Origin of the sequence: Haloferax sp. AS1 (assembly GCF_014530665.1) — an archaeon.
Taxonomy (GTDB): domain Archaea; phylum Halobacteriota; class Halobacteria; order Halobacteriales; family Haloferacaceae; genus Haloferax; species Haloferax volcanii.
Genome location: NZ_SPSA01000001.1, coordinates 1,618,228 through 1,634,328 on the forward strand (window position 1 = coordinate 1,618,228; position 16,101 = coordinate 1,634,328).

The 16,101-nt window shown below is 67.5% G+C and carries 13 protein-coding genes and 1 tRNA gene; 3 read left to right on the forward strand and 11 right to left on the reverse strand.

Features of this window, described 5'->3' with window-relative positions; all coding sequences use genetic code 11:
- Positions 1-111 precede the first annotated feature (111 nt).
- On the reverse strand, positions 112-1,056 hold the full coding sequence (locus E4P24_RS08695; RefSeq protein WP_188148364.1) for a mechanosensitive ion channel family protein: 945 nt from the start codon (positions 1,054-1,056) through the stop codon (positions 112-114).
- A gap of 66 nt (positions 1,057-1,122) precedes the next feature.
- Entirely contained in the window at positions 1,123-2,613 is a 1,491-nt protein-coding gene (gene malQ / locus E4P24_RS08700; RefSeq protein ID WP_188148365.1) for a 4-alpha-glucanotransferase, read from the reverse strand.
- 207 nt (positions 2,614-2,820) lie between these two features.
- Between malQ and thrS the strand changes: the two genes are divergently transcribed.
- Entirely contained in the window at positions 2,821-4,752 is a 1,932-nt protein-coding gene (thrS, locus tag E4P24_RS08705) for a threonine--tRNA ligase (RefSeq protein ID WP_115802682.1), read from the forward strand.
- 15 nt (positions 4,753-4,767) lie between these two features.
- On the opposite strand, the gene E4P24_RS08710 is transcribed toward thrS, so the two are convergent.
- On the reverse strand, positions 4,768-6,225 hold the full coding sequence (locus E4P24_RS08710; protein WP_188148366.1) for an alpha/beta hydrolase family protein: 1,458 nt from the start codon (positions 6,223-6,225) through the stop codon (positions 4,768-4,770).
- 123 nt (positions 6,226-6,348) lie between these two features.
- A complete protein-coding gene (locus tag E4P24_RS08715) occupies positions 6,349-7,656 on the reverse strand; it encodes an MFS transporter (RefSeq protein WP_188148367.1) in 1,308 nt (435 codons plus the stop codon).
- Between the two features lie 120 nt (positions 7,657-7,776).
- On the opposite strand from E4P24_RS08715, the gene E4P24_RS08720 reads away from it, so the two are divergent.
- Entirely contained in the window at positions 7,777-8,028 is a 252-nt protein-coding gene (locus E4P24_RS08720; RefSeq protein WP_004041577.1) for a hypothetical protein, read from the forward strand.
- On the opposite strand, the gene E4P24_RS08725 is transcribed toward E4P24_RS08720, so the two are convergent.
- The gene (locus E4P24_RS08725) at positions 8,029-8,259 is read right to left on the reverse strand and encodes a hypothetical protein (RefSeq protein WP_115802684.1); all 231 of its coding nucleotides are present in this window, start codon (positions 8,257-8,259) and stop codon (positions 8,029-8,031) included.
- A gap of 116 nt (positions 8,260-8,375) precedes the next feature.
- Positions 8,376-8,449, reverse strand: a tRNA-Lys gene (locus E4P24_RS08730).
- Between the two features lie 132 nt (positions 8,450-8,581).
- Between E4P24_RS08730 and E4P24_RS08735 the strand changes: the two genes are divergently transcribed.
- Positions 8,582-10,039: a DHH family phosphoesterase gene (locus tag E4P24_RS08735; RefSeq protein ID WP_004041579.1), complete on the forward strand. Its 1,458-nt coding sequence runs from the start codon at positions 8,582-8,584 to the stop codon at positions 10,037-10,039.
- A gap of 4 nt (positions 10,040-10,043) precedes the next feature.
- Here the strand turns inward: E4P24_RS08735 and E4P24_RS08740 are convergent, their stop codons facing one another.
- The 5 genes from E4P24_RS08740 to E4P24_RS08760 all read right to left on the reverse strand — a co-directional run bounded on the left by E4P24_RS08740 (position 10,044) and on the right by E4P24_RS08760 (position 15,910).
- On the reverse strand, positions 10,044-10,337 hold the full coding sequence (locus E4P24_RS08740) for a PRC-barrel domain-containing protein (RefSeq protein ID WP_004041580.1): 294 nt from the start codon (positions 10,335-10,337) through the stop codon (positions 10,044-10,046).
- A gap of 182 nt (positions 10,338-10,519) precedes the next feature.
- Positions 10,520-12,721, reverse strand: a complete 2,202-nt coding sequence (locus E4P24_RS08745; RefSeq protein WP_188148368.1) for an LUD domain-containing protein — start codon at positions 12,719-12,721, stop codon at positions 10,520-10,522.
- Positions 12,714-13,217, reverse strand: coding sequence for an LUD domain-containing protein (locus E4P24_RS08750; protein ID WP_115802686.1), 504 nt, complete (start codon positions 13,215-13,217; stop codon positions 12,714-12,716). The genes E4P24_RS08745 and E4P24_RS08750 overlap by 8 nt, the downstream gene beginning before the upstream one ends.
- Positions 13,218-13,295: 78 nt before the next feature.
- Complete coding sequence (locus tag E4P24_RS08755) at positions 13,296-15,140, reverse strand: Nramp family divalent metal transporter (protein WP_188148369.1); 1,845 nt, start codon at positions 15,138-15,140, stop codon at positions 13,296-13,298.
- 122 nt (positions 15,141-15,262) lie between these two features.
- Complete coding sequence (locus E4P24_RS08760; RefSeq protein WP_115802688.1) at positions 15,263-15,910, reverse strand: helix-turn-helix domain-containing protein; 648 nt, start codon at positions 15,908-15,910, stop codon at positions 15,263-15,265.
- Positions 15,911-16,101: the final 191 nt, after the last annotated feature.

Sequence of the window (16,101 nt, forward strand, 5' to 3'; positions counted from 1 at the left end):
GGCGCGGGGGATTTGCGGGTTTCGATGCCGGCGGGCGAGGCGGGGTGGCGACGAGGCGGGGTGGCGACGAGCGAGGCGCGCCGCGTCGCGCCACGTCGAACCGCGTCGCGCTCAGCGGTTGCGACTCACCGGGAAGCTAACGCGGTCCGGGTGGTCGCCCAGTCGGTCGAGGATGCGCTCGTACAGCCGGTTTTTGACGTGCTGGGCGCGGGTCGGCGGGACGAGCACGCGGAGTCGGAAGACGACCCACGACTCCTCCTGTGCGACGTTGACGGTCGGGCCGTCGGCCACATCGAGGTCCAGCGGCGACTCGCGGAGCCTGTCTCGGTAGCGTTTCATCGCGGCGTCCATGTCGTCGCCGAGCTCCTCGTCGGCCACGTCCAAGAGGAGTCGGCGGACGAACGGGAGGTCCGTCTCGTAGGACACCTGCACGGGTATCTCGGTCCAGACGCGGTCGAACAGCGCGCCGTAGTTGACGACCTCGGAGGAGAGGACCAGCGAGTTCGGGACGGTGACGGTCCGGCCGGTCGGCTGGTTCGACGCGAGGGGGCCGCCGGTCTCCCAGAGCGTCGTGACGAGGAAGTCGATTTCGGCCACGTCGCCGGAGACCGAGCCGATGTTGACGCGGTCACCGACCGCGTAGGGGCGGCTCACGAGGATGTAAAACCAGCCGATGAAGGAGAGAATCGGCTGTTGGAGCGCGAAGGTGACGGCGAAGCCGATGACGCCGAAGGAGACCAACACGCCGAGCCACTGGTCCGTGAACGCCCCGAGGACGCCGACGAGCGCGATTCCGCCGACCCCGAGTCGCAGGACGTTCCGCACGTCGTGGGCGCGGCGGCGGTCCGCGATGCGCGCGACGAGGAACGCGGTGAGAAAGCGGTAGACGCCGTAGGCGACGAGCGCGACCGCGGCGGCCGACAGCCCGGTCGAGAGAAACAGGTCGGCGTTGGGTACGTCGAACTCCGAAAGCGGGGTCGTCGCGCGGACGAGCGCCGAGAGGACCGCGGCGAGAAGCCCGGCGGCGAACGCGCCGAGGCCGAGGCGGCGAGACATACCGTTGCCGTCGGGTGGACGATTGAAAAAGGTGCAGTCGAACCGAGGCGAGAGTCGCCGGCCGCTTCAGTTGCGGATGTGGAGGTCCGTGAGGCTCGCGAGGCGGTCAGCGACGCCGTCGTCGAGGCCTTCGCGGGTGACGCGCCACTCCCAGTTACCGGTCTGCGTGCCGGGGGTGTTGAACCGGGCGCCGGAGCCGAGCCCGAGGAGGTCCTGCGTGGTTGTGAACGCGAGGACGGACGCGGAGTTCCAGACGGCGTCGATGATAGACCAGTGAATCTCCGAGCCGTCCGCGCCGATGTTGTAGTGAAGGCAGTCGCGGGTGCGGTCGTCGAGGTCGCGGTAGTAGCCGACGAACGTGTCGGTGTCGTGGGTCGAGGTGTAGGCGACGGAGCTCTCCGGGTAGTGCATCGGCTGGTACATATCGCCCTCGCGGCACCAGTCGGCGTACTGCGGGACGCGCATGCCGGGGAAGGCGAACCGGTCGCGGAGGTCGACGAGCGAGGCGTCGAGGAAGCCGAGGTCCTCGACGATGAACGGGAGGTCGCCCAGTTCGCGCTCGACCGTCTCGAAGAAGTCGTGGCCGGGCGCGTCGCGCCACTCGCCGTCGCCGGGGTCGTCGGAGTCGGCGTCGATGGCCCAGAACTCGTCGAAGCCTTTGAAGTGGTCGATGCGGGTCACGTCGACGAGGTCGAACAGCCGGCGGAGGCGGTCGAGCCACCAGCCGTAGCCGTCCTCGCGGAGCGTCTCCCAGTCGTACAGCGGGTTGCCCCAGCGCTGGCCGGCGTCGTCCGGGTTCGGCGGGACGCCGGCGACGACGGCGGGTTCGTTCGACTCGGTGAGGTCGAACGCCTCGGGGGCGGCCCACACGTCGGCGCTGTCGAGCGCGACGTAGATGGGGAGGTCGCCGACGAGGGTGATGCCCTTCTCGTCGGCGTAGTCGGCGAGGGCGCGCCACTGCTCGTCGAAGCAGAACTGGACGAACTCGCGGTAGCGAATCTCGTCGGCGTACTCGGCGCGGGCGTCGGCGAGCGCGTCGGGGTCGCGGGTCTTCAACTCGGTCGGCCAGTCTATCCACGCCCGCCGGAACTCGTCTTTCAGGGCGGCGAACAGCGCGTAGTCGTCGAGCCAGCCGGCCTCGCGCTCGCGGAAGGCGTCGAGGGCCGCGCGGGCGTCCTCGGTGGCCTCGGCCTCGAAGCGGTCGAAGGCGGCGCGGAGCCGCGAGCGCTTGTACTCGCCGACGCGCTCGTAGTCGACCGCGTGAGGGTCGAAGTCGGGGACGGGTTCGAGGTCGGCGTCGGTGAGCCACCCGCGGTCCGCGAGGTCGGTGAGGTCGATGAGAAGCGGATTGCCGGCGAACGAGGAGGTCGACTGGTACGGCGAGTTCGCCATGGCGGGTTCGGTCGGCCCGAGGGGGCAGAACTGCCACATCGACTGTTCGGCGTCGGCGAGGAAGTCCACGAAAGCGCGCGCGCCGTCGCCGAGGTCGCCGATGCCGTGGGGCCCCGGGACCGAGGTGACGTGCATGAACACCCCGCTCTGTCGAGAAAGTCGCATACCCACAGGGTCCGCGGGCGACCCAATTGGTACTTTGGGTCGAAACGGCGAGCCGACGACGAGGGCGCGACCGCGGGGGCGGGAACCGAGTCAGGCCGCCGACGCCGCCACAGTTGTGCTAGCAAATCGCACGAAACCGGCCGCGAGCGGGCGTCGAACGCGCCCGTCTCAACAACACTTATTCTCCCCCGTCCGTTCCGTGCGCGTATGAGTGATATCGCTGTCATCCTCCCCGACGGGACGGAACTCTCCGTCGAGGAGGGTGCGACGGTGCGAGACGCCGCGTTCGCAATCGGCCCCGGCCTCGGCAAGGACACCGTCGCCGGCGTCGTCGATGGCGAACTCGTGGACAAGGAGACGCCGCTCCACGACGGCGCGGACCTCGTCATCGTCACCGACCAGTCCGACGAGTATCTGGACGTGCTCCGCCACTCGGCGGCCCACGTCTTCGCGCAGGCCCTCCAGCGGCTCCACCCCGAGGCCAAGCTAACCATCGGCCCGTGGACGGACGACGGCTTCTACTACGACGTGACGAGCGTCGACCTCGAACAGGAGGACCTCGAAGCCATCGAAGACGAGATGCGCGACATCATCGAGGAGGACCTCGACATCGAGCGCGTCCTCGTCGACCGCGAGGAGGCCCTGGAGAAGTACGCCGACAACCCCTACAAGCGCGACATCCTCGAAGAGGAGGCCGCCGGCGACGACGAGCTCTCGTTCTACCAGCAGGGCGAGTTCGAGGACCTCTGTAAGGGTCCGCACGTCGAATCGACGGGCGAAATCGGCGCGGTCAAGCTCCTCAACATCTCCGCGGCCTACTGGCGCGGCGACGAGGACAACGACACGCTGACGCGGGTGTACGGCACGGCGTTCGAGTCCGAGTCCGACCTCGAAGAGTTCCTCGAGATGCGCGAGGAGGCCAAGGAGCGCGACCACCGGAAGCTCGGCCAGGAGCTGAACCTGTTCGCCATCGACGAGACGACGGGGCCGGGTCTGCCGCTGTACCAGCCCAACGGCAAGCGCATCCTCGACGAGCTCGCGGACTACGCGAAACAGCTCAACCTCGACGCGGGCTACGACCCCGTCGAGACACCCCACCTGTTCCGGACGGAGCTGTGGAAGAAGTCGGGCCACTACGAGAACTACGTCGACGACATGTTCCTCCTCGACGTGAACGACGAGGAGTACGGCCTGAAGCCGATGAACTGCCCCGGTCACGCGACCATCTTCGACCAGCAGTCGTGGTCGTACCGCGACCTGCCGGTGCGCTACTTCGAGGACGGGAAGGTCTACCGGAAGGAACAGCGCGGCGAGCTGTCGGGCCTCTCGCGGGTCTGGTCCTTTACCATCGACGACGGTCACCTGTTCGTCCGCCCCGACCAGATCGAGGACGAAATCAACCTCATCATCGACAACATCCTGACGGTGTTCGACACGTTCGGGCTGGACGCCGAAGTCGCGCTCGCCACGCGTCCCGAGAAGTCCGTCGGCAGCGACGAAATCTGGGAGCAGGCGGAGACGCAACTGCGCGCGGTCCTCGACGACAGCGGCATCGACTACGGCATCGAGGCCGGCGACGGCGCGTTCTACGGGCCGAAAATCGACTTCGCGTTCAAGGACGCCCTCGGTCGCAAGTGGGACGGTCCGACGGTCCAACTCGACTTCAACATGCCCGACCGCTTCGACCTCACCTACACGGGCGAGGACAACGAGGACCACCAGCCGGTGATGATTCACCGCGCGCTCTACGGCAGTTACGAGCGCTTCTTCATGGTCCTCATCGAGCACTTCAACGGCAAGTTCCCGTTCTGGCTCGCGCCCGAGCAGGTCCGCATCCTGCCCATCTCGGACGACCAGATTGGGTACGCGAAGAAGCTCCAGTACGAACTCAACGACTTCCGCGTCGACATCGAGGACCGCTCGTGGACGCTCGGCCGGAAGATTCGCGAGGCCCAGACCGACCGCGTCCCGTACATGGTCATCGTCGGCGGCGACGAGGAAGAAGACGGAACCATCTCCGTCCGCGACCGCAAGGAACGCGAGGCCAAGGACGTGAGCGTCGAGGCGTTCCGCGACCACCTCCGGAGCGAATACGACGAAAAGCGCACGGAACCCGACTTCCTCGCCGACGAGGAGTGAGGTCCGGCAGTCGGCTCAGGCGGTAACTGATTCTCTGTTTCGGCGGTCCCGCGCCGCCGCGTCCAACTCTCGCCGGACCGTCGTTCGGAACGATTCGTCCCTGATGAGGTGTGCGAGCACGCCGAAATGTCCGCAGTCCCACTCGCGGCGGTTCGGCCGCGGGACGCCCCACTCGTCGAGGAGCGCGCGGGCCGTCGAGGCGGGAGCCATCTCGTCGCGGCTGCCGACGAACGAGAAGACGCGTTCGGGCGCGAGACACGGCGTTTTGGGTGGATTCAACAGCGGCGCGAACTCGTGGAGCGCCGCGCCGGTCCAGCCGGCCGCGTCGAGCGCGTCGTCGATGTCGAGCAGTTTCGTGAGGCCGCCCGCGAGGAGCGTCTGGTCGATTGCGCCGGGCATTCCCACGGGGAACAGCAGGTCGGGGCGCATCGACTCGGGCCAGTCGCCGCACCGGCCGCCGACGTGGAGCGCGACGGTCCCGCCGAGGCTGACGCCGCCGACGCCGACAGCCGGCGCGCCCTCGGTCCGCGCCCAGTCGATGAGGACGGCGGTCTCCAGCGCGGCCGCCGAGTAGAGCGTGAACAGGCCGACGGGCGCGCGGGCGATGTAGGGCTCGCCGCTGTATCGACCGAGTAGCTCGCGGCGGCCGTGCCACGGCGCGTCGGGGAGGATGACCCGGTAGCCCTCCGGGGCGAGCGCGCGGGCGACAGACTCCTCTTCGGGCCAGTAGGTGAGTTGGTCGTCGAACATCCCCCAGCCGGAGTGGAAGACGAGCGTCGGCAGGTCGACGTCGCCGTCTGTGTTGGCGTCGATGTCGACGGGTTCGTACACCCGCGCGGTCGCCCGGTCGCTGAGGTGCGGCGAGGGCGACCGGAAGCGAAGCAGGTACTCGACGGTTCCCGGCCCGCGGACGGTCGCGGAGCGCTCGACGCGAGGGAACTCCTCGGCCGCGCTGGACTCGACGAAGCCGTAGAGCCGCTCGGGTTCAGCGAGTTCGTGGTGCCAGCGGGTCCGCGCGTCCTCGGGCGGGGGTGTCTCGAACTTCACCGGCGGTACGAGGTGTTCCTTCGAGAGGAAGCCGAAGATGTCGGTCGGTTTGGCCCGCCGTTCCGACACCTCGCGGCGCTCTCGCTCGACGGCGACGCGCTCGTCGGGCGTCGACTCGCCGTCGCCCCAGAAGACGCGCTCCCAGCGGTCCATCGTCTCGTCGTACGCGCCGCGGAGGCGGGCGTACCGCACGAGGGCGCGTTCGATTCGGTCGTGGAGGTGCGGCGCGGGCGGCGCGCCGACCTCGCGGAGGAACGCTTCCGGGCCCTCCGAGAGCGCCACGTCGGCCGCGGCGCGAGCGCGGACGACGCCGAACTCGCGGGGGAGCGAGCGGGTCTTGAACGCCTCGAACGGGCGCGAGGTCAACAGTCGGCCGGCGGGCGAAGTGAGCAACCGGTGTACCGCCGGGGTTTCGAGGTGGTCCATACCGTGTGATACGAGTGACACGATAATGACCCTAGGCCCGCCTGTCGGGGAGTGGGAACGGGCGGGGAGAAGTCCGGCCGGGGCAGAATAAATCAGATACCACGATACAAAACGCACGAAGTCCTACCACGCCGTGAGCGCGTCGGTCCCGTGGGACCACGTCAGGGCCGCGAGGAAGGCGAGGACGCCGGTGATGGCCGTCGCGCCGCCGACGAAGAACACCCACTCCATGCCGACTTCGGCCATGAGGTAGCCGCCGAGGAGGGGCGCGACGACGCTGCCGGGTCGCCAGAGGAGTTCGCGGATGCCGAAGCTACTGGCGACGCCCGCGCCGCCGGAGCCCTCGTCGGCGAACAGCGCCATGCTGGCCGGTTCGCGGAGGCTGTCGGCGACGCCGAGCAGACCCGCGAGGCCGACGAGCGGGAGGAACGCGGGCGAGAGCGGGCCGAGGACGGGGAACGCCGCGGGGAGCGCGAGCGCCTCGCCGACCGCGGGCGAGAAGGGGACGGCGAGCGCGATGAGGCCGTAGAGGCCGCCGCCGACGAAGACGAACCGCGCGCGGCCGTAGCCGTCGGAGATGCGGCCGGTGTAGGGCTGGCAGAGCATGTTGGTGAACTTCTCGGCGACGACGGTCGCGGCGACGGCGATGCCGCCGTAGGCGAGACCGCCGGAGGCCGCCGACACGCCGGCGTAGATGGGAACCCACGTCCGAACGAGGGTGACGGCGACGGCGTACTGGACGCGGAACGTCGCCATCGTCAGGATGCGCTCGTTGAGCGCGAGGTCCGTGAACGGAAAGCCGCGAATGCGGGTCTCGTCCGGCGGGAGAAACACCCAGATGGCGACGACGGCGGTGGTCAGGAGAATCGTGATGACGATGAAGATGGGCGTGAAGCCGAACAGGTCGTAGAGGATACCGGCGCTGACGCTGCCGAGGATGGAGGCCGCGAAGCGGGCGGCGTTCGCCTTCCCGATGTGGTTCGCGCGCGTTCCCTCGCGGGCGAGTTCGCCGACGAGCGCGAGCGACATCAGCCCCGCGCCGGTGACGGCGACGCCCTGTGCGGCCCGCGCGAGGATAAACGAGAGACTGGAGTCGACGAGCGGGAACGCGGCGTAGACGACCGCGCCGAGGCCGACCGTCCCCGCGAGCACGAGGCGTTTGTCGTAGCGGTCGCCGGCCCACGACAAGGGCACGACGGCGACGGTCTGGGCGAGCGTGAAGCCGGTGGTGAACATCCCGATGACGAAGCCACGAGAGAGGGAGAACCCGCCGAGCGCGAGCCCGCCGAGCGCGAGTTCGGGGACGGCGACCGCACCCGGGTCGAGTTCGTTGATGTACTTCGGGAGGAGGGTGACGAGCGTGATGAAGCCGAACCCCCCGGCGAACCGAGTGAGATACAACGTCCAGAATCTGAGACGGGTGCGGTCCATGGGCTGTGTGCGGCCAACCGGCGAAAAGAAGTTCCGGAACCGGCCGTCGCCGCGGACGGCCTAAAGCCCCCGCGAATAACGGCGGTGAGCTTTATCACTCACGACGAGAGATATGTTAGCATGGAGCTGGTGGGTGGAAAGACGGCGGCGAGAGGTGCGGAGACGCGCCTCGTCCGCGTCGAGCGGGAGATGAACGACCACGGCGCGATGACCGTCCGCGTGGTCGAAACCGGAGAACTGCGAACCGTGGTGGGGTGTGCGAGTTCGGGCCTGCGGGAGCGACTCGCCTCGGCGACGACCGAGTCGGAGTTCCCGCTTCGACTCGCGCCGTCGCCGGGCCGCGGGAACTCGTGGGTCGCGCTCGGGCGGTAGTCAGGAGTCGAACAGCAGTTTCGCACCGACCGCGAGACCGCCGAAGAGCGCCACGAGCACCGCGCCCGCGACGACATCGGCCCCGAACAACACCCCGAGGTCCGGGGTGAGCGCGGCGACGAACCGGTCGGCGTCGAAGCGGTCCCCGATGCCCATGGCCAGGCCGAAGACGATGGCGACGAGAAGCGTGATGAAGACGAGGACCAGTTCGGTCCTGTCGCTCTGGTTCATAGTCGGTAGCGTTCGGAGCGGGGCATAAAACACCCGAAGGTGCGAGCGAGTCGGCTATCCGACACGAACGGTCGAGACGGAGTTCCGACTACCGGAGTGAGTCTGAGGTGAAGGAATGGGCCGGACGCGATTTGAACACGCGACCGTCTGATTAAGAGTCAGACGCTCTGCCTAACTGAGCTACCGGCCCTTGCAATCTCTCGTAACTGCCGGTAGGTAAAATGACTTTCCTTTCTGCACGACGACGGCAGGGACGCACACGCAAGAAACAACGAACAAACGGTGGGTGTTAAGTGTCGGCCGACCGGAGTAGCGGGCAACGATGAGTGCAGGGGTCAGCATTTCCTCGATGTCTACGTACGCGATACTCGGCTGCGGGAGCGTCGGGCACGCGGTCGCCGAGGAACTGACAGACGAGGGAAAAGACGTCCTCATCCTCGACAAGGACGAAAGCCGCGTCGAAGCCCTGCGCGATCAGGATTTGAACGCGCAGACCACGGACATCGCCGACCCGGAGCTCGCCGACGCCGTCGTCGGACGCGACGTGATTCTCATCCTCTCGTCGGACGTCGAGGCCAACAAGGCCGCCGTCTCGACCATCCGCGACCGCGACGAAGACCAGTTCATCGTCGTCCGCGCTTCGGACCCCGTCTCCGAGGACGAACTGACGAAGCTCGGTGCCGACGTGGTCATCAACCCCTCCGAGGTCATCGCGGACTCCGCGCTCCGAAGCGTCGAGTCCGGCGAACTCGAATACAAGGCCCGCCAACTGGCCGATATCCTGCGCGACACCGACCACGGGATGGCAATCCTCACCCACGACAACCCCGACCCCGACTCGCTCGCCTCGGCGGTCGCCCTCCAAGCCATCGCCCGCGAGTACGACGTCGAGGCCGACATCCTCTACTCGGGCGATATGGGCCATCAGGAGAACCGGGCGTTCGTGAACATCCTCGGCATCGAACTCACCCCGCGGAGTGACTCGAAGCCGCTCCAAGAGTACGGCGCGGTCGCGCTCGTCGACCACATGAAGTCGGGAATGCCCGACCTCGGCGACGCCGACATCACGGTCTTTATCGACCACTTCGAACCCGACGACGGCATCGACGCCCGCTTTACCGACGTGCGACCGAACGTCTCGTCGACCTCGACGATTCTCACGAAGTACATCCAGGAGTTCGACCTCAGCCCGTCGCAGGCGGTCGCCACGGCGCTCCTCTACGGGATTCGCGCCGAGACGCTCGACTTCAAGCGCGACACGACGCCCGCCGACCTGACCGCGGCGGCGTATCTCTACCCCTTCGCTGACCACGATACCCTGGAGAAAGTGGAGTCGCCGTCGATGTCGCCGGAGACGCTGGACGTGCTCGCCGAGGCCATCCAGAACCGCGACGTACAGGGCTCGCATCTCGTCTCGAACGCGGGGTTCATCCGCGACCGCGACGCGCTGACGCAGGCGGCCCAGCACCTCCTCAATCTGGAGGGCATCACCACGACGGCGGTGTTCGGCATCGCCGACGACACCATCTACCTCGCGGCGCGGTCGAAGGACATCCGCATGAACATCGGGAAGATTCTGAGCGACGCCTTCACCGGCATCGGTGAGGCCGGCGGCCACTCCACGCAGGGGTCGGTCGAGATTCCGCTCGGCATCTTCACGGGCATCGAATCCAACGACGACAACCGCGACACGCTCTTGCAACTCACCGAAGAGGCGGTGAAGCGCAAGCTCTTCCGTGCGATGGGCGTCGAGGGCAGCGAGAGCGGAAACGGGAGTTAGAACGTCAGGCGACCAGCGACTCTTCGTCTTCTTCTGGGTTCTTCAGGCGTTCGATGACGTCGTTGATGAGGATGACGTCGCCGACGGCGCGGACCCACCGATACGGGATGAGAACGCCCTTCCCGGGTTCGATCTGGTTACGGAACAGTTCGTCGTTCAGCGCCGTCAGCGCGAGGCCGGTGACCGTCTCGTGGTCCAAGTCGAGGCGGACGTCTTCGACCTCGCCGACGAACACACCGTTGTTCGAGTAGACCTCTCGGCCTACGAGCGTCGTAATCTCTTCGGGCGTCCCGTCCATATCCGCCAACATGGGATGCCGGGTCTTAATTGTTCGTAGCCCGCGAGTCGGGGCGCAGACGCGCGGCAGACGGGCGTCCGACGCCGGCGAGAAATCACCGGACGAAGACGTGTTGGTCGGTTGAGAAGACGGGGAAAGGGCGTCGCGGCCGACGGCCGAGACCGGGGTCGAGACGGGGCGCGTTACCGCCGCGGCGCGACCAGTTGAATCGGGTGTTGCGTCGGTCGGCTGAGGAGCGAATCGAGCTGTTCGAGACAGGAGGTGCCGCTGGCGACCACGGTGCGGTCTCTGTTCTCGTCGGTCTGGAACTGTCCCCGTAGCTCGGAGCCGACATCGACGCTGAGTTCGTAGTACTCGGATTTGTAGCCGAACGAGCCGGCCATGCCGCAGCACTCCACGTCGGAGGTGGCGACGTCGTAGCCGAGGTCCGAGAGGACGGCCTCGGTGTGGCCTTCGAGGCCGAGGGTGCGCTGCTGGCAGTGGCTGTGGTAGGCGATTTCCTCGCCCGCGCCCGCCGACAGCGCGTCGGCGTCAGCGCCGTTGTCCAGCAGGCCGAAGACGTACTCCATGACCTCGTAGCTGGCCTCGGAGATGCGCTCGAAGGACTTCTCGGGGAGGAACTTCTCGTACTCGCTTTGGAACATCGCCAGGTCAGAGGGCTCGATGACGACGATGTCGCGGCCGTCGTCGATGTGCTCCGCGAGGCCGGCATACACGTCGTGAGCGTGGTCCTCCGCGGTCGCAATCATGCCCTGCGAGAGCGGCGCGCGGCCCGACGAGCGAACGTCGGGGACGACGACGTCGACGCCGAGGGCTTCGAGGGCGCGGACGGCGGCCTTCCCGCGTTCGACCTGCACGTGATTCGTGTACACGTCGGGGTAGAGCACGGCGGTGCGGACCGGGTCGTCGACACGCGAGGTGCGGCTCTCGAACCAGTCTTTCAGCGTCTCGCGCTGGAATTCGGGGAGTTCGCGGCGGGCGTCGATACCGAGGAACCGCTCCATGAGGTCCCGAGAGACGCCGAGGCCGGCGGCCCAGTTGGAGACCGGGGCGAAGAAGCTCCCGACCTTCGCGGCCGTCTCGAAGTTGCCGAAGAAGCGCTTCTGGAGGCTGACGCTGCCGGGCTCCTCGTCGGGGGTGAGCCCCTCGACGAGCCAGTCGAGTTCGGACACCTCGCCGCGGTTGACCCGGTCGCGGACGACCGTGTTAATCCACGGAATATCGATTTCGACCGGACAGGCGGTGGTGCACCGGCTACAACCGGTACAGAGGTCGTTGAACTCGGCGGCGCTGTCGAGGCCCTCGACGCCGGCCTCCCAGCCGGTGCCGATGCCGCCGGAGTAGGTCTCGCCGCCGAAGGCGTGGCCGCCGACGTGCTGGAAGTTGGCGCAGACGTTGGAACACGCCGAACACCGGATGCAGTAGAGCGTCTCGCGGAGTTGGTCGTCCTCGCGCATGTCGAACCGCCCGTTGTCGATGAGGACGAGATGGAAGTCGCGGTCCGTCTCGGTCTCCGAAAGCGGCGTGTCGGGGGCGTCGAAATCGACGGTTGGCGACTCGACCGGCGGCGTCAGAAGCGAGATGTAGGAGGTGATGTCCTGACCCGTCCCCGACTTGCCGATGAGTTCGACGAAGGGCCGGAGGTCCTCGACGGTCGGGATGACCTTCTCGACGCCGGCGACCGCGACGTGCGTGTCGGGGACGACGGCCGTCTTCCGGGCGTTGCCCTCGGAGGTGACGAGCGCCATCGTGCCGGTGTCGGCGGTGATGAAGTTCGCGCCGGTCATCCCCACGTCCGCGCCCTCGATGAGGTCGCCGAGCTGTTCGCGGGCGAACATGGTGAGTTCCTCCGCGGTTTCGAGGGGCTCGTCGGGCTCGAACGTCTCGTTGAACAGGTCGGCGATGGCCTCCCGCGACTTGTGGATGGCGGGCGCGACGATGTGCGACGGCGACTCGTCTGCGACCTGCAAGACCCACTCGCCGAGGTCGGTCTCGACCACGTCGATGTCGGCGGCTTCGAGGTCCTCGTTGACCTCGATTTCCTCGGATGTCATCGACTTCGACTTGACGACGCGTTCGGCCTCCTTGTCCTCGCAGACCTCGCGGACGTACCGATTCGCGTCGGCCGCGTCGTCGGCGATGTAGAGCGTGCCGCCGTTGGATTCGACCGTCTCGCGCAGTTGGTCGATGAGTTCGGGGAGGCGTTCGATGGCATCTTCCTTGATAGCCCGCGCTTCGGACTTCAGCCCCTCGTAGTCGTCGAGCGACCGGACCGACTCGTAGCGGCCCTCGTTGAACCCGCGGGTGCTCGTGCCGACGGCGTCGCCCTCGGTCTCCATCAGCTGTCGAATCTTCGCCGCCTTGGCCTCGCGCGCCTTACTCATCGAGAATCACCACGTGGACGTCCTTCGGGCCGTGCGCTCCTTTCACCAGCGCGCCCATGTCGGCGGTGGCGCTGGGACCGGTGGCGATGATGGCCGAGGAGTGGCCCGTGCGGAACTCCTCGCCCAGCCAGTCGAACGCCTCGGGCATTCCGGGGACGATGTCCGACCGCCGGAGAACGGCGATGTGGAGGTCGCCGAACAGGCTCACGGGTTCGATGCCGTCGGGCGTGCCCTGCACGACGACGCTCCCGTAGTCCGCGATGCCCAGACCGGCCGCCGTGACGCCCGCGTTCGCCTCCCGGAGGTCCGCGGGGGTCGGGTCGGTGTTCACCCAGTCGGGGAGGTCGACGCCGTCGTACGGGAGTTCCACGCCGACGGCCGGCTCCGGACAGCGTTCTTCGAGTACGTCCGCCAGCCCGTCGGGCGACGCGTGTGTCCAGCCTACTTCGAGTCGTTCGAGCGAGTCCTCGAACGTCGCAACCGTGCCGGTTGACATACGTTGAGCTAGCGCGTTCTACATAATCGTTCTTCGGGTTCGAGCACCATGCTGTCGGTTAATTATGAAGGATAGAAGTCAGGAGAACCGGCCGACCGCCTCGTCCGCGTCGGCGACCGTGCCGGCCGCCCCGCGCTTTCCGGCGGCGGACTTCGCCACCGCGTAGGCCTGCACGGCGAAGTAGCCCGCCCAGAGGAGGTAGCCGCCGGTCCCGCTCCCGATGACCGTCGGGACCGTTCGGAACGTCGCGACCCCGAGGCCGTTGAGCCACGTCCCGATGAGGAGGACGCTGAAGTAGCCGTAGAAGCCCGTCGCCCACCACATGCCGACGACGCGCGCCCAGCCGGGCTGGACGTGTTCGGGGAGCCGCGTCGTGTTCATCACGAGGACGAGCGCGGTGTAGGGCCACATCATCACACCGGACATCGCGGCCCCGACGACGAGGAAGAAAAACGGCTCTTGGCCCTCGAACGGCGAGCTAAACAGGAGGATGATGACGACGCCCCAGACGCAGAAAGCGGTGAGGAGCCGCCAGAACAGTTTCGGGAGGTCCCAGCCGGCCTCGCGGCCGTAGGACTCGTAGAGGGCGTCGGCGCTGTTGCGGACGAACGACTCGACGATGGCGTACTCGGTGGTAAACAGCGCGACGAAGAGGACGGCGAAGACGAGAAACGAGCCGACCGGGCCTAAAAGCGGGACGACGTCGCCGAGCCACATCTGGATGGCGTTGGCGGTCGACCCCGAGGCGTAGCGCATGGCGACGCTCATCAGCGCGGGGGCGACGAGGAGCAGGCCGAACGCGAACGTGAGCAGGTGTTCGAGTTGAACGACGCGCCACCAGCCGCGCCAGCGGCGGAGGTTCGTTAGCGTCGGGCGGAACGCGAAGCCGTCGCGCTCGATGGGTTCGGGGTCGTCGCCGCGGAGCGGGTTCTTCACGCGCCCCTGATAGTTGCCCATGCCGTAGCCCTTCTCCCGCATCCAGAGGCTCTGGGAGAGGTTCAGATAGCCGCCCGCGCCGGCGAAGGCGAGGCCGCCGAGGAAGACCGCGATGTCCAGCCCCTCGGGGAGCGTTCCGACCGACCCCGCGGCCGCGGGGAGGTCAGCGAACTCGACCCACGAGCCGGTAACGGCGACGAGGAGCAGGGCCGCGCCGATGGCGACGAACAGGAGGCCGATTTGGAACACCTCGACGGCGTTGTACATGACCGACGACACCTGGTACGAGAGCCAGATGACGCCCATGAGGGCGGCGGCGACGAGTTTCCACGTCGCGAGCGACGCGCCGAACAGCGCCACCGTCCCGTCGAGTCCGAGCGCCGTCGTGGCGACCTGCGCCGCGCCGGCGGCCCACCCGGGCCAGCCGAGGCTGATGAGCCCGCCGACGAGGAACGCCCACGGCCAGTACGACCCCACGCGTGCGAACGCGCGGAAGATGCTCTCGCCGGTGGCGAGCGTCCAGCGCTGAAGCTCCGTGTTGATGAGGAACTGCGTGAAGACGCCGACGACGAACGCCCAGAACACCGCCCAACCGTACTGCGCGGTCAACACCGGCCAAAAGAGCGTCTCGCCGCTCCCGAGCGACGCCCCGAGCATGATGGCCGAGGGGCCGACGACGTGGCCGACCCGCGGGACGCGCGGGAGGTCAGCGAGGCGGAACGACCCGCCTTCGCCCGATTCGGGGTAGTCGTCCGAGTCGTCGGACTCCTCCAACTCCTCGTAGCGAAGCGGGAGATACCACGTCCCGCGGTACTGTTTTCCCTCGACTTCGGAGGCGTAGACGTCGTCGCCGCCGGCGACGCTCGGCTCCGTCGAGGGCGCGGACGCCGAGGGGTGCGTGTTAGACTCGTCCGAGTCGTCCGAGTCGTCGAGCGCGTCCGACCGCGCGGACCCGTCGGCGTCGGAACCGGGGCGACCGTCGCTCACGAGACGAGACCCCCCGGAACGACACTATCGGACGGCGAATCGCTTGACATCGATGCGTTTGCCGGAATTGTGGCCCGATGGTGTATAAATTCGTAGGGTGGCTGTCGCGTTCGAAAACCGGACTACCCGCCGAGGAAGTGCCAGATGTGGCCGCGCTCTTCCGGCGGGTCGACGCCGGGCAGTTGCTTGAGCGCCGGCTGAATCGCGTTCCACCAGCCCTCGGCGGACTCGAAGCCGGCGGGGTAGTCGTGGTACACGTCCCGCAGGAAATCCGCCTTCTTCGCCTCCGGGTGGTCGGTGAGGTACTGGTACGCCGCCGACAGCGCCTCGCGGCGAGCGTCGAGCATCGGGCCGCTCCCCGGCAGGTCGGCGCGCTCGATGGCCGACGAGACGGCGGGCGGGTGGTCGAGGTCGTCAGAACCGTCGGCCTCCACCTCGTCCGTGGCCGCGGTTTCGGCGGTCGAAGCCGAGTCAGTCGAGTCGGCGGCCCGCCCCGCAGTCGGCTCCCCGCGGGCGGGCATCGGAATCCAGAACACCCGGCTCCGAGCGCCGACTTTCCGGGTCGCGAGGTCGCCGCGTGCTTCGAGTTCGTTCAGTTTGTTGTGCGCGGTACGCCGCGAGCAGTCGAGCGCCTCCATCACGTCGGTGGCGGTCAGGGGGCGAGCGGCGTCGTCGCGCGCCTCGAACACCTCCAAGACGGCGTCCAGCGAGATGCGTCCCACGTACTGTCCGTGCTCGTTCCGAGAGCGCGCGCGAGACTCATCGCCCATGAGAATCCCTTTTCACACGACTGCATAAGCCTTTACACACGAGTGAATTACCAGTTCATTCGTGTGTTGTAACCGTGAAACACGTATGTAGTGGCTATTTCGAGAATCGGTTTCCCAAAATCGACTCCGAACGCGAACCGACAGGATAGACCATGTAGAACACGGATTCGGCGTTTAACCGCGTATTTGAC